This is a genomic window from Planktothrix serta PCC 8927 (genome assembly GCF_900010725.2).
GTDB lineage: Bacteria > Cyanobacteriota > Cyanobacteriia > Cyanobacteriales > Microcoleaceae > Planktothrix > Planktothrix serta.
On sequence record NZ_LR734826.1, the window covers coordinates 1 to 20,943 of the forward strand.

Here is a 20,943-nt window from a genome sequence, read left to right on the forward strand (position 1 = left end):
AACAGGGAACAGTAAGAAGTGAAAGGGTTTCAAGATTTAGAAATGTCCTAACTGTAATGCGTAGCGCTATAACCTAATCTCAACTTAAAGGTTGGGATCACAAGATTTCTAGTGTTAAGCTGTTAGGGCTCTAAATCGGGAATTCAGAGATCAGATTTTATCGATTATGATTGATTGCGAATAGTTTGAGCCATTAAATATATTGTTGTCCATTCCTGTTGAATTTGAGTGAGTTTAACGTTTAAAGCTTGAGCAATTGTTTCTAGGGTTTCTCCGGCTTTTAAACGTTGAATAATTTGCTGTTGGGTCGGGGTTAAACTTTGCCAAAATTTTTGCCATTGGTCGGAATTTAATCCTAAACGATGTTCCGATAAAGAGGTTCCTAACCAACTGGTGACTAATTCAGGATTTTGTTTTAAGGTGAAATTTTTAATCGCATGATAACTTACTTTTTCGCGCAGTCGATAGATTTGTTTAATCGGTAAATTTAACGTTTGAGCGATCGCTTCTTGGGATAATCCTTGTAAATATAATCTTAACCATTCCGCCGCAATGGGGTCAACATTTTTAATTAAATAAGCTTCAAATTCAGTTTGAACCGTTAACCGTTGGTTTTGTTGCGCTTGAAAATATTGGTCATCTTGATAGCGAGAAACCGCTTGATTATCCAATAAACTAATGGTTTCATCTGTTTCATCGGAGAGGATTTCATCAGATAACTGTTTAATCCATTCTCCGGTAGGAACTTGGGTTAATCCTCCCCGTTGAGTGCGACATAAATAGTTAACAAATCGATAGACTAATAGGGGTTGATTCCGAATCGGACGCAAACAATATTCTTCTACGGTTGTTAATAATAAAGCATTGCTTAATTGCCGATCGGAGGTACATTGAGAAATCCATTGTATTTGTTGTTGTAAATAGCGATCGCTATTCAACATTTCCTGAACGACTTCCTGTAAAACATCCACGACTTGACGCTGACGATCTCGACTGGTAGCAACCCACAGCCGAACTTTTTGGCGTAAAATCATTAAACTTCCTAATCGTTGCATTAAATTGCGATAGGCTGTTTCGGAAGACACCTCTAAATAGCGCTGTTTTAGAATATGATAGCGAAAGTTTAACCCTAATTTTATTCGTTCCTGTTGGTCAGAGGGGAGAGAATCTAAGGTTTTAGAATGTTCTCCAAGTAACCAACGAATAATGCTTTCTCGTCTGTTTGGGCTATGGTTAGGGTAATCGTTTTCCAGTTGGAAACGCCACTGATTTGTCCAAGATTCTGCTAACGTCATTTAAAAGTTTAAGGGTTCAGGAAATCGTCACTTGCTAGGGGTTTTACTATTTTATCCTAAATCGGGTGAGCTATCTTCAAATTCAGAAAATTCCGAGGATTCTAGGGGAGAGTTTTCTCGAAGTTTATTATGGAGAACTTCAACTAAATGCTGAGTTGCGCCGTTTGTGCGTTGATTTTTTAGAGGCAAAATTTTCTCCAGAATAGAGGTATAATCTTCCCCTTTCCGCGCTAATAAAAAATAAGTATTCATTCCACCTTTTCCTTTAATTGAAATAGTTCCTCGTTTAGCGACAATATATTGATCCGGTAAAAGATAATAAGTATCTTCACTCATTTGAATTCGTCCTGCTAACCCGTGAGATTCCATTCGACTGGCAATATTTACCGTATCTCCCCACAAATCATAGAGGAATTTTTTAATCCCAATCACTCCAGCTACAACGGGCCCACTGTGAATTCCAATTCGCAAACTAAAGGCTTTATGATGAATTTGATTAAACTCAATAATGGCATTTTGCATATCTAATGCCATTTCTGCGATCGCAATCGCATGATCAGAACGATGATAAGGTAATCCCCCCACCACCATATAAGCATCCCCAATGGTTTTAATTTTTTCTAAGCCGTATTTTTCAGTTAACCGATCAAAAGCTGAGAATAATTCATTAAGTAAATTGACTAAATCAATCGGACTTAAGGAAGATGAAATTTGCGTAAACCCAACAATATCAGCAAATAAAACGGTGACTTCTGCAAAATGTTCTGCTATCGTTTTAGTTTCTTTTTTGAGGCGATTGGCAATAGGTTCGGGTAGAATATTTAACAGTAACCGTTCTGTTTGTTGCTGTTGATGGTGCAGAGCAATTTCAGTCAGTTGTCGTTGGATAAACTGACCTAATTGACTACCAATTGCTGTCATCGTTTGCATGAGTTCAGGATCGGGAGAACAGATTTCTTGACTTAAAAAAGTCATCACTCCTAACACTTCTTTTCCATCTTTAATTGGAAACCCAAACGCGGCGTGTAATCCTAATTTTTGGGCAATATATTTTTGAATACAGTGATCATTCACCATGACATCATCAATCCAATGAGCAAAACCACTACTCCAGACTAGACCCGGTAAACCGACATTAAAACCCAGTTTGATTTGTTGATAAAAATCTTGAATTTCAGGCTGATTCAAGGCTGGGTTTACCCACAGTTCAATACACCGAAGTTTTGGCTCAATAGAATGAATTTCACTCGCAGAATTTTGAGAGGGTTCACCTCCTAAAAGCAAGGGTTCTTCTAAAAAATTTTCTAGCATCCAAACTTCTCCCAAAACCCATCCTAAACTTTCACAAGTTGAGCGTAAAATTTGCAGCAGACCTTCATGAATATTCGGGGCTTCCGAGAGAATTCGAGATATTTGATATTGAGTTAACATCCGTTGTTGCGCGCGTTTTCGTGCCGTAACATCCCGACCGACATAAATGAAATCTAGGGCATCATCCGTATCTGTTGTTAGGGTAGAAATCGAAAATTCTAGAATAACTTTATCCGCCTGTTTCTTTTTGCAGGTTAATTCCAGATTTTTAAATAAAAAATCTTCTTTTTTAAGGTAAGATTCTGTTAAATATTCTTGTAAAAAACTATCATCTTCTACAAAAGAGGAGATCGGTGCATTAATTAAATCAGCTTGGCTATATCCTAATAAAGATAAGGTGGCAAGATTAACCTTTTTAATGATTCCCTGTTGATTGGTAACAATTAAGATATCCTCCATTGAGGTAATAATTCGATCAATATACTGTTGAGAATGGGAATAGGCATTTAAGAGCAAACGAGACTCATTGGTTTCTTGAACTAAAGCTTGTTCTAATTCCATCCGTTTTGTCACATCTTCAAAAAGCAAGATTAATTCGGGGACAGGCTCTCCTTCTCTCGAAATTCCCAGGAAGTAAATATTAAAATAAGTCAAGGCTGTTTCATCGATTTGCCGACTCATAGAATTTAACTCAAAATAATCGTGATTCCCCTGAATAATGGCATCAATAATTTCTTCTGTCCCAATCAATTCAGGAAAATAATCTTGTATATCTTCTCCCATTTTTAAGCCTTCTGAACCTTCGCTAAAACGGAGAACGCCTTCCGAGAATTCAAGAATTCTCAAGTGAGGATTGATTACCAGATAATCCATATTACGAACTCTTAAAAAATGCTTAAACAAATCATTCATAATTTCTGAATAAATAATAGAGACAAAAACTTTTTATTTTAGGGCTAGAAAAACTTCGTTGATCGGGAAAGGCAATCAAAATCAGAAACCATTAAGGAGATGCAATAATAATGCAATTTCGCCCGTTTTGTTTCGCTTGGTACAGAGCTTGATCTGCACTATGAAGCAGGGCTTGAGGAGTGAGATGTTCCATGGGAATCAGACTCGCTACTCCAATGCTAATGGTTACATAATCACTCACCTCTGAATTGAGATGGGGAATCTGCAAAGCTTCAACTTGTTGACAAATTTTTTCCGCCAGGTGAACACTGTTACTGATATTGGTATTGGGTAAAATTATGGCAAATTCTTCTCCTCCATAACGAGCGACTAAATCAGTATTCCGTTGAATGACATTCCGTAAAACTTGAGCTACTTGCTGTAAGCAAAAATCCCCCGCTAAATGCCCATAGGTATCATTGTATTGTTTAAAATAATCAATATCTAGTAAAAATAGTGAGATTGCTGTTTCTTCCCGTCTGGAACGATTCCATTCTTGATAAAGTACCCGATCAAAATGACGACGGTTTGACAGACCTGTTAACCCATCCAGAATCGCTAACTGCTCTAATTCTTGATTGACAATTTGCAACTGCTCATAAAGTTCAGCCTGTTGCAGAGCAATAGCAATCTGTACAGCTAATTCTTCTAATAAGTTCACTTCCCAGACTTCCCAATGTCGAGGTTGCTGACATTGATGGGCCATTAATAATCCCCAAAGTTGATTGGTCGGATCGAACTGTTGGGAAGAATTATAAATCAGAATCGGTACAACTAAACTCGCTTTAACTTTTAATTGCAGCAAAGGACGGAGATAGTCGAGGTCAATTGGCATTAAATAAAGATTATCGATCGCATCAATTTTTCCTGATTGAAAATGAGATAATAAGAGCGCGTTAAAATCCTGAGTTAAAATGCGTTTATCTAGTGTGGAAATGCAAGCCTGGCTAACAGATTCTGCAATCACTTGCCCTGCTTCTGAGGAGTAAAATCGATAAATTAAAACCCGATCTGCTTTCAAAAAATTACGAACTTCAATTACAATGGTTTGCAGGGTTTCTTGTAAACTTAAAGACTGGTGAATCCGTTGTGTGATTGTTTTTAAAACGCGATCGCGTTCGGCTTGTTGACGAAACTTAAATTCTACCCGTTTCTGTTCACTCATATCCCGACCAATCCAAACAAATTCCTGGGTATCATTCGGATCAAAATTTAGGGCTGCACAGGAAAAAGAGACGGGAAAATAGGTTCCGGTTTTAGTCTTACAGATAATTTCTATCGGTATAACTAGATCAGAAGAAGATAAAAATTCAGAAATTTGCCTCCCATTTTTAAATTTATCATCTTCAAAAATAATTAAAATAGATTGTTGCAGTAATTCTTCCTTTGAATAGCTTAATGAAACCGTTGTAGATTGATTGGTAATTTTGATCACGCCTCTATTATCCGTGACAATTAAAATATCTGTCATGGAATTAATAATTTTATCTAAATAAATTTTTGTTTTTTCTAAAGAACTTAAAGCTAATCCATATTCTTTAGCAACTTGAGTGATTTTTTGTTCCTTTACCAGCAATTCTGTAGTATCCTCCAATAAAATCAATAATTCTTGATTATGAGGAAAATTTTCAGGATTTCTTAAAACATAAATATCAAAATAAATACTATTTTCACGGCTGATTGTTCTGGAAATTCCTTTCAATTCAAATTGATTCACTTGGTTATATAGAATTTTCCTAAAAGTTTCTTCTAATCCAATTAACTCAGGAAAAGCGATAAACACATCTGATCCTGATTGCACTTGCTCTGGCGAATCTGAAAATCTAGCCACTCCCCAAGAAATCTCTACAATGACAAACTCAGAATTAATTGTCAAATATTCAATTTGTTTTGGTGTCAAGATTTTTTTTAAAAGCGTATTCATAGCCTATCCCAGAACAAATGCACAACTTAACTAGATTCTTTAAGACGAGATAAACTGCTGAGATAACTCACAGAAAATCGTATCTACATGATCTCCTGTTTTCGCAGAAGTTTGATAACTGGATAAAATTTGCTCACGCTGCTTAAAATTAGGAGCTAATTTAATCATGCGTTCAAGTTCAGTTGCATCAACCAAATCAATTTTATTAAACGCGATTACAATGAATCCTTTGGGATTGACGGAGAAAAACAAATCAATGTGTTCAGGAAGTCGTTCTATTGTTTCCTGACGGGTTACATCTGCAACAATCACCACACCACTCGCTCCTTGTAAATAACTTGGCGCGATCGCTTTAAATTTAGTATGGCCTTCAATATCCCAAATTAACAATTGTACAGATCCCGTTTTTTCTGAAGTAAATTCCGCCAGATCAACGGTTTTTCGAGAAATTTTTACCCCAACTGTAGACAAATATTGATCGCTAAACTGACGATCCACAAACCTGCGGATCAGACTGGTTTTTCCCACTCCAAAATCACCGACTAAGCAAATTTTTTTAGAAATCATGGTTTTCCAGGGTTATTGTCTTTAGATTGTAAAGGTATTATCTCAAACAAAACGGTTTGACTCAACCAAGGTTCTTGATTTTCATCAACTCCCCCAGGACGTTCTGTTTTTCCCACTGTTTCCATCCGTCGCCGATCAATCCCCAAATCCTCTAAAATATTTTGAATGGTTTGAGCGCGTTCTAGGGCTAAATTAGGATGTTTTCGAGATTTTTCCTGTTGATGACTATAACCAATAATCCGTAATTTTAGATCGGGATATCGCTTCAAATATTGAGCCAGAGGCCGAAGTTTACCGCGTAAATCTTTTAATGCTAATTCAGCCGAACCAAAGTTAAAATAAATGCGAGAAGCAATTGGAAGCGGTTGTACTGTTAAATTAGCAACCACAGAATTCACCCCTGCTATTTTTTTAAAAGCTTGGGTAATTTTCCCAATATCTTCAGATTTAATCACTTTTCCTTTTAAAGTAACTTGAGGCGATTGATAATCCGCCGAAATTGAAATCCCACTTATTTGATTGAGCAGGGTCGTCATTCGTTGCACTTCTGCGGCTGTTTGCATCGGATCAGGAGGAACTTTAACCGCAATAATTTGATTATCAATTTTAAAATTAGGCGCCGTTGTTTGAGCGATCGCTGTTACTTTTTCTTTTAATCTAGTGCTAGGAACTTTCCCGCCTAATTCTAATATTTTTCCTTGGGCTTTAACTTGTAATGGATAAATTGCCAATTCAGGTTCTGACGCTAATAGTTTGCTTAATGTCGTTTCTAATTGACGCAAATTCATCTGGCGGTATTGATAAATTCCCCAAGGAATTAAAATCAAACTTAATAGCACCGAAACCATAATTAAAAGAGTTGTTGGCTTTTGACCAATTTTCTGATCACTTCCAACACGGATCAAGGCTTCAAGCTGACAAGGAATTCCTTCAGGGACTGACTCTGGATCGCCATTAAATTCCTCAATGGGCTGACTATATTTTACAATCAAAGTTACCATTGTTTGGCGAATTTTTTTAAGAAATGCCTTCGGAGGTTCTCCTTTTACCACAATCGCTAAGTAACAATATCCAGCAACTTCTATGATGATTTTACAATCTCCATATTCAATTTCATTCAGTTCAGAAACTTCTCCTGTTTGAACAATACAATCATTCACAAAACTGCGAATTGCTGTTAGCATTCCAGCTATCATTTCGGCTTCCATTTGTGCTTGATCGGGTTGTTTGATTTCGGCAATAATTAAACCCGAACCTTTATGAATTAAAAATACCGCTTGCACTACAAAATCACTCACTTCTTGTAAAATCAGTTCCGCTTCTGACACCCCTTGAACTTTTGATTTAATTTTGCGTTGAATGCCTTGAACACTAAAAGCACTATTAACTTTTTGATTAATTTCTTGAATCGCTTCTCCTAAATAGCGACTAATCGTACTCCCAATCACCGGATATAAGGCATCTACCATCGCATCTCGTTCTAAACTGACTTGTTCTTTAATCGTGCGCCCAATGGTGGGAGCTAACGCTTCAGCAACTTCATTACGATCAACTTTAATTTGTTCTCGAATTGCCGCCCCTATTTCTGGCCCAATGGCTTGAGCAATCTCTTTAGGAGAGTTTTGAATTTGTTGTTTAATCGCTTCGGGAATTAAATCAGCAATTGCTGCACTCATCGCTTGTCGATCCGTTTGACTTTTCCTTAGAATGATCTCATCAATAATCGGAATAAATGCCTGAATTAACTCCTCTTTCGACTCATTTACTTTCAGGTTTAAAAGTTGACCAATAGTAGGAAGTAACAGTTCAATTAATTGTTGGGGTTCATAAATTTGAAATTCAATCTGATTCAGTTGTTGATTAATCTGAGCTACCAGATCTCGAACTTCGGGCAATTCAGAATCTAAGAGATGGTTTTTGAAATTTTCTAAATCATCACTGAGGTTTCCTCCAAACATTAACTCTTGTAATTTTTCTAACGGATCATTCGGATTTGAAGCTGACTTTAAAGCACTTTTTTCTAATGATTGATTTGATAAATTAGAAGATTTTAATAAAGGTTTTGATACAGGATTTTTAGGAGGAGATTTCTCTAAATTAACAGAATTTAATCTGGAGTTAACCTCTCTTTGATCAAGGGTTTGACTGGTATTAATTTCTTCAAGAGTATTAAGGGAATCAGAAACATCCCCAGAGGGTTCAAAACTCGATTTAGATTCAACTTGACCGGATGAAATAGCAGGTGAATTTTCCTCATTATTACTCACCGAGTATTCAACATCCATTGCACCAGAGGGGGGTTTTTCCAGCAACGGAAGCAGTCGCAAAAACACATCATCCTCTGGTAAGAGGGTTATAGAGGGCAACGAATCAGATGTCGGGGTAGGATTAGGTGCAACAGGATCGAGGGGTTTTTCCTGTTCTAAGGATAAGGAAGAGGACGGATCGGAATCAGGTTGATTAAAACCGTTTAAATCCATTAATAAATTAATCAACAATTCTAGGGGATCACTCTCAACATCCTCTGATGAATTTTGTTGAGATGTTATCCCCTGTTGTTGATCGCTGTGACTTAAATCATCCTCAGAAAAGGTCATATTTTGACCCTATTATAGATGGTGTTCAGGGAGAGCAAAACCTCCGGTTTTTTCTTCAGCGGCTTGCTTAATTGCAGGTGCGAATTCAGTCCCTTTTAATCTCATTCCGACTTCAAACAGAACTTCAGCCATATCATCCCGTGAGACTTTAACTTCTGTTAATAAAGAAAAGCGCCGATCAAGTTCTTCTAAAACTTGATTTTTGAGATTGCGAACTTCTTCTTGTAATTGATCACGAGTTTGTCCTAATTCTTCTCGCAAGGAAGTTGTTTGCTGATCCAAAGCTTCATCTAAGGCTTCAATACTACTGGAAAATTTACGATTGAGTCGATCCCCTTGTTGCCGTAAATCTGTTAATTCTTCCTGGGAATTTAAACCCAGAGTTTTGATTTTCTTGTCTAAATTTTCTACAGAAGACTTGATTTCTGCGGTTAAAATTGTTTTCAGTTGTTCAACTCGATCTTGGATATCTTGCTGGAGCAATCCCAGATCAGACTCAATCTTTTCAAACCGACTGTTATAGTCTCGGAGTTGTGATCCAAAGATAATATCACGAATTTGGTCGATATTACCTAAACGCTCTCGCATTTCTTCTTTAGTGATTTCAGCCATGTTTACGTCCTGATTAATACTTGCGGTAGAGTTAATTCTCCAATCAGAGATTATAGTCCAGTTTTTCTCCTGAGTTTAGGGTTTTACTTTAGAACTGTATCAAAAAATTAGCCAGAAGAAAACTCCAGGTAGACAATCTCAGCGATCTCATTGGGGGGAGTAGCAGCAACCCCACACAAAGTTAGGATACACAATAGTCTAAAGGTATAGATCGGTTTTTCTTTCAATAGGAAAGAATTAATCTTCGACTTCAGATTGAAATTAGGCTACAATTTGGGCTACAATTTATCATTCTCAGGCTGATCGGGGTCAAACCCCTCAATTTGAGGTTTCCAAAGATATTGGGTAAGATTAATTTTATTTTGAGCGTTGAATTGAATTCCTTCTGTTTCTAATCGCGATCGCTGAAGATAGTCTGTACCTTTACGCCATAATGAATGGGATATTTCTCCCTTGGCGTTAATCACTCGATGCCAAGGAATATCGGAAGTTTCTAAAGGAATTTTATACAAAGCATAACCCACTAAACGCGCCTGCTGACCCAAGTTAGCGAGTTCTGCTATTTGTCCATAAGTGGCAACTTTTCCCCTAGGAATTTGATAGACAATGGCATATATTTGATCATACTTTGACATCTTCCTATTCCCTATTTTCTTTCCCCCTCTATTCTCTGTTCCCTGTTCCCTGTTCCCTGTTCCCTGATCACTAAGTTATCTCGATGAACAACGGTTTCTACTCCTTCATACCCTAATATTTCAGGAATTTTATCGGAATGTAAACCCTTAATTCTTTGCAATTCTCCACTGCTATAATTAACTAATCCCCTCGCAATTTCCTGCCCGTTTAAATCACAAATTTGTACCGAATCTTGAATATTAAATCCGCCTTCAACTTTAGTAATTCCTGCCGCTAATAGGGATTTTCCGCCTTGATAAATTGCTTTTACAGCCCCCGCATCTAAATACAGTTTTCCCATCGGAATTAATACATGAGCAATCCAATGTTTGCGCGCATTAACGGGTCTAATTTGGGGTTCAAATTGGGTTCCAATGGCTTCCCCTTGGAGAATTTTTTCTAAATTTTGGGGGTATTTTCCCTCTGTAATTACTGTTCTCACTCCTGATCCGGTGGCAATTCGCGCCGCTTCAATTTTAGTAATCATCCCTCCGGTTCCCCACCCACTCCGAGACTCTCCCGTTTGTACTTGAAATTCTTCCAGTTGTTCCATATTAGTAATTAAACTAATCGGCTGGGCGTTAGGATTTTCACGGGGATCAGCCGAATATAATTGATCAACATCTGTTAATAAAAATAACCAATCTGCCTCGACTAAACTGGCAACTAATGCCGAAAGGGTATCATTATCGCCAAATTTAAGTTCATCTACAGCAACAGTATCATTTTCATTAACAATCGGAATTACCCCTAATTTTAAGAGTTGTTGAAAGGTATTATAAGCATTAACATAACCATTGCGTTGTACTAAGTCTCCCCTGGTTAATAAAACTTGAGCAATGGGTTGTTTTAAAGAACTAAATAAATCATCATAAACCCGCATCAAACGACCTTGACCCACAGCCGCCACCGCTTGTTTTAAAGCTATGGTGCGGGGACGTTCAGTTAATCCTAAGCGATCGCGTCCCACTCCCACCGCACCGGAAGACACTAAAACCACTCGATAACCCTGATATCGCAAATGGGTTAAGGTTTCTACTAAGGTCGCTAAGGTGGATAACGCTAAATGTCCAGTCGCCGACTGGGTTAAACTTGATGTACCAATTTTGACAACTAGCGTTTGAGACATAGAAGGTGTTGACGGTTGACGGTTGACGGTTGAGGGTTGATGGCTGACTGTAAAACGCCAACCCCCCCGAAGTTGGGAAGGCTGGCGTTTTACTTAGGAATTTAAAAATTGATATGATCAGGGTCTTTATATTGGCTGACCCGGTTTATTATTTGCTGATTATAATCCCATAAAAATTTAACCTGCTGAAATTTCATAATTATTTCTTTAGATTTTGAGTCTTTTTCGATACAGAAAAACCGATTTACCTTCTATTCCTGTAGGGTTGCCCCTAACAGCTTAGAGATCCAGACTTCAAGATTTCGCACAGAATTAACTGGGGGCATCATATCAGGATCAACCATCGGTTCGACTAAGATCGTAAACATCCCTAAACGGTTTCCCGCCAATACATCGGTAAATAAGCGATCGCCCACCATTGCCACCCGTTCCACAGGTAAATCCATCGCTTCAACAGCCCGCTTAAGTTTACGGCGAGAGGGTTTAGCAGCACCGCTAATGTAAGGTAAATTCAGGGTATCCGCAATACTGCCAATCCGAGCTTGACTAATATTGTTACTCACCAACCATAGACTGACATGGGGTCTGAGGGTATCGATCCAACCTTTAAGATCTTCTGAAACAGACTTTTCTGTAATCGGAACTAAGGTTTCATCCACATCTAGCACCATTCCCTTAATTTGGTGCTGTTGCAATAACTCCGGTGTCAAATGGACAACGGAATTTCCTAGGACTAAATCAGGTTGTAAGAGTTTCCCCCAAGACATAATAATAGTAAAATTTTAGCCCCTTGATTTTACTTGAAAACGGGACAACTTGGAGAAATTCTCCCACCGAAGATGTCATGGGGGGGTGAGAAATCAGAAGAAAGCAGTTATTTTCCATCAATAGAAAAGTCTGAATTCCGAAAAATTCCCCCTATTGAGTCGAAAGATTGCGTTCAACTTCTGCGATCGCTGCTTGATGTTCCGCTTCTGTGCGACTGAAAATATGAGTACCATCATATCGCGCCATAAAATACAGATAATCTGTTTTTTCCGGGGTTAAAGTTGCTTTTAAACTAGCTAAACCCGGACTAGCGATGGCAGTTGGTGGTAAACCCACATTAATATAAGTATTGTAAGGAGACGGAGTTTCCACTTGTTTAAAGGTTAGGGGTTGATCAACGGTTTGCCGAATTCCCAAACCATATTCTACCGTCGGATCAGCCGCCAGTTGAATCCCCTTTTGTAAACGGTTATGAAATACTCCAGAAATGCGATGGCGTTCTTCAGGAACAACGGCTTCTTTTTCCACAATACTCGCTAATGTCACCCATTGATTGATACTCAAATTCTGTTGCGATTGAGCTTGTTGATAGATCGGTAACGCTTGTTCCTGAAAGCGATTCAACATTTGGCGAATAACAGCTTGGGGTGTGACTTCGGTAGCTTCCACTTGATAGGTATCGGGAAATAAAAAGCCTTCAAGTAAAGGCAAATTTTGAGGGAGCCAAGCATAATCCTGAACGGGAATTTGACGACTGGCGGCGATAAATTCCTCAGCCGAGAAAAATCCTTGTTGTTCAAAATATTCAGCCATCTGTTGAATTGACCATCCTTCGGGAATAGTGAAACTAAGAGTCATCACCTCCCCCTTCCAGATTTTAGAAGCCACTTCGCTCAAGGATTGACTGGGGGCCAGGGAATAGGTTCCGGCTTTAAAATCCCCTTGAGGATCTTGAAAGATTAACCACCGCGCCCACAATCTCCAAGCCAAATCGGAACGAATTAATCCCGCCGCCTTCAAATCTTCCCCAATTTGCTGACTGGAGGTTCCAGGAGGAATCAGGATTTTGACGCTATTTCCACTCTCAACGGAGCCGTTAACCTGTTGTTCACCCTGGGGAGCCGCACTCGCCCAACTCCACCACATCCAACCTTGCCATCCAAAGAACCCCCAGATGATTGGGAGGATGAGAAGATAAAAAAATCCCTTAGAAAACCGTTTCATGGTTTGTCTATTTTGAGGTTTCTTTTGCTTAGTGTTTGCAATTCCCAAGTCGCCTCTCCCAAATCAAAACTTGATCTTACCTGTAACTGAAGCCCCCTGAATCTACCTCTAGGGGAAGATCTGATCTAAAATATAGAGTCAAAACCAGCCGAATTTGTTAATCCAACGCATCAAAAAGCTGATCTTCAATCATCGGTAAAAGGGGTTCTAAACTCCGAAATTCTTCCGGGGATAGTTGTTTAAATTCTCCCTGTTCATCGGCTTTAGCCAGAATAAAAAACGGATCGGCTGGGGTGTAAATGCCGTATTCTTGTTCTTCGTAATAGAAACTTGCTAACCACAGCAATTCCTCAAATTCTTCGGGGTCAGGTTGGGAAGAATTGAGATCCAAATTGGGTTCTCCTTCCTCTGGAAAATCTGGCAAATCTCCTGATACCGTGAGGGTGATTCCCGTTCGTTTCAGCGTCAAATTTTGTTCTGCTAAAACTGCTCTAGCCGTCTCAAAAATTCTTTCAAGTTCCGCTTCTGATTCTACAGGAACTGCGGATTCATCATCATCATCCTCGTCATTCCAAGTCAAAATTTCGATGGGCGTGTCTACAGGGAGAAGCAATCCATAATCTTGACCCTCTAACTGAATTGAGGATTGTAAGGTGCAAATCAGCGATCGCCCTTGTTCATCGGTCAGGGTGACGTGTTCTTCCTCAGAACGTCCATTGTCTTGGGGAAATTTAGATGGGAACATCATGTATATCGTACTATTTTTAGCCGCAGCAAACGGTATTAGGGAGAAGTTCCTAGGGGATGAAACAACTCCCCCAAGGGATACGCTCAACCCTTTGCAACACCAGGATATCATCAAATTGGTTGACTGTTGACTGTTGACTGTTGGCTGTTGACTGTTGGCTGTTGGCTGTTGGCTGTTGACGAGCGAGGACGCTCGTAAGCTGTATTTGACAGTCAGTTTTTCGGCTCTTCTTGTGGGATGGGCATCCTGCCCGTCTTTGTACTGGATTTAGATGCGTAATAGCTTACTACCGCCACCTCTCCCCTTCTCCTCCGGCTCCCCATGTCCCCATGTCCCCTCATCCCCTGCTCCCCTTACTCTCCTCTGCGTCTGTGATCTAACCATTGTTGTAAAATTATGGCGGCGGCTTTACGGTCAATCATGCTTTTGTTGCGAGAAGGGGAAATATTTTCGGAAATCATTAATTGTTCGGCTTGATAGGATGTTAGCCGTTCATCGATATATTCTAGGGGTAACTTTAAAGCATTCGCTAATCGTTGAGCATAGTTTTGGGTTTGTTTGGCTTGAGATCCCAAGGAACCGTTGAGATTGTAAGGCAGTCCCGCTACTAAGATCTGTACCTGTCGTTGCTGTACCAGTTCTTGAAATTGCTCAATATCTTGAGCAAAGGAACGTCGCAGGATGGTGGTCAGTCCCGTAGCAATTAAGCCTGTACCATCACACCCGGCGACGCCAATGCGTTTGCGACCAATATCTAATCCCAAAGCGGAAATAAAAGCGGATTTTGTCTGTTGTTCCATTATTCACGGGGATCAGACGGTACATCTGAGGGCTTCTGAGTTAAATTTTTAGCCTCTAATTCTGGCCCTTCTGAAATTCCATCCCCAACAGAGGATTTTTGAGCCGGGGAAGGATGTTGTACCGTTGGCCCTAACCAGGACATTCGAGTCGGTACGGGTTTATGGGCAGGTTGCCAACTGGGTAGGACGTCGGATAATTGCAACCCCTCTAAGGAGGATTTTGATTCGCGTAATTTATGCCAAACCGAACGAGACATTAATAGAGTATGTTCTACCCGTGCAGCCCCAATTTTTTCTAAATAAGCTTCTCGTTCCGGTTGATAGTCGGCGGATGCCAGTCTCAGGGACTGGGGGCTAAATTCCTGGGCTAAATGAGCCATCTGAGATAATAGTTCGGGGTAAAGCCAGGTATAGGCAGGATGAACGGTTAACTCCGCAACGTGCGGTTGACGGCCATCACGCGATAACTGCACTTGGAAATAGCCAATAGCCGCTTTACGTTGGGGTTCAAATACATAGCCACTAACTTGTTCGGTCTGGCTCAACCATTGTTTGATGGCATCCACAACCGCTTGAATAAAGCTGGTTTTAAAATCTAAAATGTGCCGATCAAAGACTTGTCGCAATAGAGGAGGCATGGAAACGGTATCGAGTTGATACAATAGTTGAGCATCCGCATTGCTGACGGGGAGAAGGTTGGGTAAATCGGGTTGAGAAGTGGCTAAGGTTTGCAGGAGTTCCGGTTCGACAACCCAATAGGTGATCTGAGCTAAGGGTTGAAAGCCATTTTGCCGATAAAGAGCCATCAAACCGCTATTATTAACATTGACTTCTAATAGCCAGGTTCGGGCTTCCCACAAAGTTTCAAAACAATAGCGTAACAGTTGTGATCCGATACTACTTTGATCGTTTAGCCGATCTACAAATATTCGTTCAATACGCCAGGTACTACGGGTGGTGTTGAAGGGAGCGACTTTGATCATCCCTAACACTTGACCGAACTGTTCGGCAATATAGGCGTTAAACAGGTTTTGGCAGGGGTTGGGGAACCAGCTTAAAAATTTGAGCAACCCATACCAACGCCGCAATTGTTCTGGCTCCTGAGTTGAGGCTGTGCCAGAGTCAGCTTGATCATCGGCTTGACGATATAGCTGTTCAATGGCTTCTAAGTCGCGGTATTGAAATTGGCGAATATTAAATTGATTTTGATTTTGGGAGAGAAATAAATTCATTGGATGAACTCAGGTAAAGGGGGTATCAGTTATCCGTAGGGGCGGGGTCTCCCCGCCCAAACTCAGTTATCAGTAAAAATTAATTTTGAGTCTTCTGGAATTGGCTTTTAATTCACATTTAGACTGGGTTTTTAATGACGAAATAGGTGCTATTAGGCTTAAATCAACTTAAAGTTTTTAAAGTTAAAATCCTTATATCCAGGGAGTTATAGGAGTTAGTTTTTAACTTTAATTTTCCCCAATGTGTCTTTCAATTAAAAGTCTGACACTGATAACTGATAACTGACTCAGGGCGGGGAGACCCCGCCCCTACGGATTTTATAAAGGACGAATTAGCACCAGGGGGGTTTGCTCATCGGCATTTCCGGCGGGATTACTCCTTAAGGCTTGTTTAATCAAATCAGTGGAAAGACCGGAGGTTGCTGCTAATATTTTAACGGCTTTTAAATCGTTCACGTCTACAATTGCCGCTCCTAACCCAGTTTCTTTTTGTAAAGTATTCACAACGTTTTGGGGATCATCTGGCCCTAGAACAATAAATTGATCATAGGGGGGTAGGGTTCCAGTCACGTCGTCAATCAGTCGAGCTTGTTCTCCGGCTAATTGATAAAATACTCCGGGTTTGCCTAAAAGTTTGGCTAAGGTTCCCACCACTATGGCAAATAATACTCGTGCTGGCCCGACAATATCCACTAGGGTTTGCATTCCGCAGGCGGTGGCTAAACTAGAGGTGGGCATGAAGAAATAACAAACCCGTTTAGCAACCCATCCCGGTTTAATTTGGGTGGGATGGTAACATCGTCCTTGCATTAAAGCAACTGGGGTTTCTCCCAAGGTGACAATATCCCCCGGTTGAGCATGGGGAAGCACATACTTTTTAATCACCTCAACGGGATCATCAATATGGGTTAATAAATGGGTACGAATGGGATAAACTTCGGCCACCCCTTCTACCACTCGTTTATTAGGGATAATAGTCGGGTCTGGATATTTCAGAGGGAGGACAACGTGGCGAACTTTGGGGATGCGTCCTTCTGGCCCGTAGGTAATATAATCTACCTTCACCCAAGCTGATTGTAAGGCGCGGAGATCTTGTCCTTCAATTTCGACTAAAACTTTAATCCGAGTTGTTTTTTTAACTTTAACAATATACCCAAACCAATAGTTATCTTCCCGACCGGGAGCATCAATATGGGCGGGAATCACTTTAATGCTGTGTTTAATACCGTCTAAACTCGCTTTAGAGAGTAGGTTAAGTTGGGCTGTGACTTCCGGTAACATAATCTCTAGGTTTGGGGTGAGGTTACGGAATTCCATTTCCCCTCTCAACACATAATGGGTAGAGTCAGATAAATCGAGGCTCCACTCTCCCTGCGTCAGTTCTAGTTTATTCCCCGGACGCAGACGATATTGAATTTCTAGGGCTAATGTTCCTAAACCCAGTAAAACGAATGCGGCTGTTGTTACTAGGCTCAAACCTGCTGCCATTACACCACTTCCCCTTGTAAATGTCCGATTTGCACTTTCATCCTACCGCAGCACGGATCTTCTACAATTGTTAAGTTAAGTTAAATTACAAAATCAACCCCTAGAGGACTCAAAGGATTAACAAGACTTATCCCATTGAGATTCTGAAGTGTAGAGTACATCCGATCTAGCACAAAAAGGTATATCCTTATTTAAAGATTTGTAAAATTCAGAAGAACGCTTGGCGTGTCTTAATACTTTCTCAAGGAGTCCTATGAAGCACAAGTCAATTGCAGAACGATTTTGCCTCACGGCTCACGTTGTCTCAACGCTATTTGGACTAGCTGGGTTATTGTTTATTCTACCGAACCCTGAACTCGTCGCTAATTTACCTCCGATGGGGATGAAGTTGTTTACCTGGGGGATGACAGCAGGAGGTATAACATACATTGTGTTTGGGGCGGCGACCCTTGCCTTATATGGGTATCGCACTTTAGGCCTAGGGACAACCTTAGCCTTTATGATTCCATCAATATTGTTATCCTTATCCAGTGAACTCTTAGGAACCAGTACCGGATTTCCCTTTGGTCATTATCAATATTTGAGTGGTTTAGGCTATAAAATTGCTGGGTTAGTTCCCTTCACCATTCCCTTATCGTGGTTTTATATGGGTTTAACCTGCTATTTGTTAGCCCGTGTTGGTTTAAAAGTAACGATGGGGAGTCGTTGGTTACATCAACTCGCTGCTTTAGCATTAGGCGCGGTTTTACTCACCGCTTGGGATTTAGTATTAGACCCCGCCATGAGTCAAGCTGCTTTTCCCTTTTGGCAATTTCAAGAAGTGGGTGAATTTTTTGGAATGCCCTATCGAAATTTAGTCGGTTGGATGGGAACAGGCTTGTTATTTATGAGCATTGGGGCGTTTTTATGGCGGCGAACTCCGATTGTTTTATCTCGTTCTCAATTAACTGTACCCCTGATTGTTTATCTGACTAATTTCTTATTTGGTGCCGCGATTACCGTTGTACAATTAGATGCTCGTTTCCTATTTCCAACAACTTTAAGTATTTTATTCGGGGTGATTCCTGCCATCATTTTTTGGTGGAATGCTAAACCCTCTTTGGAGGACATGGAAAGTTTATTATCAAATGATAATATCACGCCAACGACCGTTGAAGCTGTTGTGAAGTAACAATACCTTTGAACTGTAGAATCAACCACAAAGGCACGAAGACACTAAGAAAGGCGGGCTTGATAAGTATTCAAGATGGAGTTTAATACCTCCTTGATCATTCTTCTTTGTGTCTTTGTGTCTTTGTGTTTTCTTCAAAACTCCCTTTCCTTAATTGAAACTAATTTTAATGTTGCATCCAATCTTATTAACAATTGCTAATTTTTCACAGACTAATTTCTGGGTTTTATTATTATTTTCTGTTATATTACTATTCCAAATTCCCGCAATTATTATTCTATTATCTCGGTTGGTTAAAGGGGCAATTCGAGTTCCGCCTTTACAGCCTGAATCTCCCACTTTAGAACACTTTGGAACTGTTAGTATTGTGGTTCCAACCTTGAATGAAGCCGCACGGGTAACTCCTTGTTTAGAAGGGTTAACTCGACAAAGTTATGAAGTTCGAGAAATCTTAATTGTCGATAGTCATTCCCAAGATGGAACTCAAGATATTGTTAAACAATTTGCGGAATCTGATCCCAGATTTAGATTAATTTTAGATGATCCTTTACCCCCCGACTGGGTAGGTCGTCCTTGGGCGTTAAATACGGGTTTTTTAAAGAGTTCAGAAAAGAGTGAATGGATTTTAGGCATTGATGCGGATACTCTACCGCAACCGGGTTTAGTCGCTAGTGTGGTGAAAACTGCGATCGCAAATCAATATGATTTATTATCCTTATCTTGTAAGTTTATTCTCAAATATCCGGGGGAATTGTGGTTACAACCTGCCCTATTAATGACTTTAGTTTATCGGTTTGGATCACCGGATTTATCACCCCAAAAACCCGAACGAGTCATGGCAAATGGTCAATGTTTTTTATGTCGGCGTTCGGTATTAGAAAAAGTGGGAGGATATTCCAGTGCTAAAAATTCCTTTTGTGATGATGTCACCTTAGCTCGAAATATTGCTCAACAAGGGTTTAAAGTTGGGTTTTTAGATGGGGCAAATGTGTTAACGGTTAGAATGTATGATGGCTTAAAAGATACTTGGGAGGGTTGGGGGCGATCGCTCGATCTTAAAGATGCTTGTTCTAAAACTCAACTCTGGGGAGATTTATTTCTCTTATTAGCAGTTCAAGCTTTACCCTTACCTTTATTACTGATTAATCTGTTATTTTCCTCTAGTCTCTCTTTACCCCCGATTTTAAGCTCAATGCTATTAGGATTAAACGGTTTTTTACTATTTCTACGGTTAATATTAACGGCTGCAATTTCCTTATCTTACGATTTCAGCCAAGCTAAACAGCCTTGGGTATTTTGGTTATCTCCGTTAGCTGATGCAGTGGCGGTATTACGATTATGGATATCTGCAACTCAGACCCAAATTCAATGGCGAGGGAGAACTTATGAAAAGAATTAAAACCTAAAAATTCATGATTAATTGTTACGTCTTTTAAAACTTTCATTAGGTATTGCTATAATAGAAATACCGAAAAATACATTGTTTATCGGTAAATTAGGTAAATGTTGTTATGGAATACCAATTTGATTTTAATATTGAGAAAGGAATAGAGTCTATTCTTTACATTTTGAAGCTATTAGAGAATAAGGCTCAACCAACGTTGCATCGTGTTTCTAAAGTTTTATATTTTGCCGATAAGGAACATTTAGAAAAATATGGGAGATTTATTTTTGGCGATCGCATCAAAAGACGGAAGGTCAGGTATGAAAATAATATTTTGCCCCATTATAGCGTAGTGCTATAACAGGGCAGAACATCGCTAAATCAGCACTCGACAATAAACAATCAACGGTCAGTAAATGGCTAGTCTACTCGTTCTAATTGCCAGAGAATTTGATTACCTTCTCGCCGCACTCTGGATACTTCCCAGTTGCGCCATGACCAGTTATCCCCTCGACTGGTCACAGCACTGGCATTAATATCCATGAGATCAGCCAGTTCAGAACTACTGATTAAGTAGCCCTTGGTAGCAATTTCATCAGCAATATGCAGGGTTTCGATCAAATTGCGAAGTTGGTTCACCCTAACCTCGCGGGGTAGGTTTTCTAGTGAATCGTTAATTAGGTCAGTCATGGCAAGATCTCAGACAGCAAGATAAGAGTCTATCACACCGCATTGTATCGTTTTGCTCAAAATCATGTTAGTTGCATCAGAGACAGTTATGAAAATAGAAAAAATGCTTGGGGAATTCTAGGAATATATAGCAATCCTAAAAGCTACTAGCTTGTCTGTTTCTATAAGCCTTACAATAACCGTATTCAAAGCCCATGTTTTTTAAGCGTGGGATGTATAAGTATAAGTACAAAAGAGCCAAATTTAACACCGTTACAGGATTACTATTTCTTTAAATGTAAAGTTTTGTAATAATTTTCAACACTTCTGAGAAACAAAGAATTGGTCGGTTATACTAAAGTTAGTAATGTTAAATCAGGGTATTCTCTAATAGAAGC

17 protein-coding genes and 1 pseudogene are annotated in these 20,943 nt (G+C 39.7%); 3 read left to right on the forward strand and 15 right to left on the reverse strand.

Translation table 11 applies throughout. The features are described 5' to 3' along the window. Positions 1 to 164: 164 nt before the first annotated feature. The 14 genes and pseudogenes from PL8927_RS01675 to PL8927_RS01740 form a co-directional block, all read right to left on the reverse strand. Positions 165 to 1,295, reverse strand: a complete 1,131-nt coding sequence (locus PL8927_RS01675) for a HetZ-related protein 2 (protein WP_083616917.1) — start codon at positions 1,293 to 1,295, stop codon at positions 165 to 167. 222 nt (positions 1,296 to 1,517) lie between these two features. After that, positions 1,518 to 3,518: pseudogene (locus PL8927_RS01680) on the reverse strand (adenylate/guanylate cyclase domain-containing protein); the annotation flags it as partial. Positions 3,519 to 3,609: 91 nt separating this feature from the next. Next, on the reverse strand, positions 3,610 to 5,481 hold the full coding sequence (locus PL8927_RS01685; protein ID WP_083616921.1) for a sensor domain-containing diguanylate cyclase: 1,872 nt from the start codon (positions 5,479 to 5,481) through the stop codon (positions 3,610 to 3,612). 39 nt (positions 5,482 to 5,520) lie between these two features. Then, on the reverse strand, positions 5,521 to 6,048 hold the full coding sequence (locus PL8927_RS01690; RefSeq protein WP_083616923.1) for a Rab family GTPase: 528 nt from the start codon (positions 6,046 to 6,048) through the stop codon (positions 5,521 to 5,523). After that, positions 6,045 to 8,645 (reverse strand): OmpA family protein, encoded by a 2,601-nt coding sequence (locus tag PL8927_RS01695; protein WP_083616927.1) that lies wholly within the window; start codon positions 8,643 to 8,645, stop codon positions 6,045 to 6,047. The genes PL8927_RS01690 and PL8927_RS01695 overlap by 4 nt, the downstream gene beginning before the upstream one ends. 12 nt (positions 8,646 to 8,657) lie before the next feature. Further along, the gene (locus PL8927_RS01700; RefSeq protein WP_083616929.1) at positions 8,658 to 9,257 is read right to left on the reverse strand and encodes a hypothetical protein; all 600 of its coding nucleotides are present in this window, start codon (positions 9,255 to 9,257) and stop codon (positions 8,658 to 8,660) included. Positions 9,258 to 9,535: 278 nt separating this feature from the next. After that, positions 9,536 to 9,892 carry an MGMT family protein gene (locus PL8927_RS01705; protein WP_083616931.1) on the reverse strand — a complete coding sequence of 119 codons (357 nt, stop codon included), beginning with the start codon at positions 9,890 to 9,892 and terminating at the stop codon, positions 9,536 to 9,538. An 11-nt stretch (positions 9,893 to 9,903) separates the two neighbouring features. Next, entirely contained in the window at positions 9,904 to 11,061 is a 1,158-nt protein-coding gene (gene proB / locus PL8927_RS01710) for a glutamate 5-kinase (RefSeq protein WP_083616933.1), read from the reverse strand. 251 nt (positions 11,062 to 11,312) lie between these two features. Continuing rightward, a complete protein-coding gene (locus PL8927_RS01715) occupies positions 11,313 to 11,828 on the reverse strand; it encodes a YqeG family HAD IIIA-type phosphatase (RefSeq protein ID WP_083616935.1) in 516 nt (171 codons plus the stop codon). A 151-nt stretch (positions 11,829 to 11,979) separates the two neighbouring features. After that, the gene (mltG, locus tag PL8927_RS01720; RefSeq protein ID WP_083617118.1) at positions 11,980 to 13,053 is read right to left on the reverse strand and encodes an endolytic transglycosylase MltG; all 1,074 of its coding nucleotides are present in this window, start codon (positions 13,051 to 13,053) and stop codon (positions 11,980 to 11,982) included. Positions 13,054 to 13,210: 157 nt separating this feature from the next. Continuing rightward, positions 13,211 to 13,798: a DUF3727 domain-containing protein gene (locus PL8927_RS01725; RefSeq protein WP_083616937.1), complete on the reverse strand. Its 588-nt coding sequence runs from the start codon at positions 13,796 to 13,798 to the stop codon at positions 13,211 to 13,213. Between the two features lie 356 nt (positions 13,799 to 14,154). Continuing rightward, positions 14,155 to 14,601 carry a Holliday junction resolvase RuvX gene (gene ruvX, locus PL8927_RS01730; protein WP_083616939.1) on the reverse strand — a complete coding sequence of 149 codons (447 nt, stop codon included), beginning with the start codon at positions 14,599 to 14,601 and terminating at the stop codon, positions 14,155 to 14,157. Next, entirely contained in the window at positions 14,601 to 15,833 is a 1,233-nt protein-coding gene (locus PL8927_RS01735) for a GNAT family N-acetyltransferase (protein WP_083616942.1), read from the reverse strand. Before PL8927_RS01735 ends, ruvX begins: the two co-directional genes overlap by 1 nt. A gap of 318 nt (positions 15,834 to 16,151) precedes the next feature. Next, positions 16,152 to 17,321, reverse strand: coding sequence for a F420-0:Gamma-glutamyl ligase (locus PL8927_RS01740; protein ID WP_083616944.1), 1,170 nt, complete (start codon positions 17,319 to 17,321; stop codon positions 16,152 to 16,154). A 253-nt stretch (positions 17,322 to 17,574) separates the two neighbouring features. On the opposite strand from PL8927_RS01740, the gene cruF reads away from it, so the two are divergent. The 3 genes from cruF (at position 17,575) to PL8927_RS01755 (ending at position 20,237) form a co-directional block, all read left to right on the forward strand. Continuing rightward, a complete protein-coding gene (gene cruF, locus PL8927_RS01745) occupies positions 17,575 to 18,492 on the forward strand; it encodes a gamma-carotene 1'-hydroxylase CruF (protein WP_083616946.1) in 918 nt (305 codons plus the stop codon). Between the two features lie 169 nt (positions 18,493 to 18,661). Then, entirely contained in the window at positions 18,662 to 19,891 is a 1,230-nt protein-coding gene (gene cruG / locus PL8927_RS01750) for a 2'-O-glycosyltransferase CruG (protein ID WP_156093066.1), read from the forward strand. A 112-nt stretch (positions 19,892 to 20,003) separates the two neighbouring features. Then, positions 20,004 to 20,237 (forward strand): Panacea domain-containing protein, encoded by a 234-nt coding sequence (locus tag PL8927_RS01755; protein ID WP_083616948.1) that lies wholly within the window; start codon positions 20,004 to 20,006, stop codon positions 20,235 to 20,237. Between the two features lie 59 nt (positions 20,238 to 20,296). Here the strand turns inward: PL8927_RS01755 and PL8927_RS01760 are convergent, their stop codons facing one another. Continuing rightward, positions 20,297 to 20,566: a hypothetical protein gene (locus PL8927_RS01760; RefSeq protein ID WP_083616950.1), complete on the reverse strand. Its 270-nt coding sequence runs from the start codon at positions 20,564 to 20,566 to the stop codon at positions 20,297 to 20,299. Positions 20,567 to 20,943: the final 377 nt, after the last annotated feature.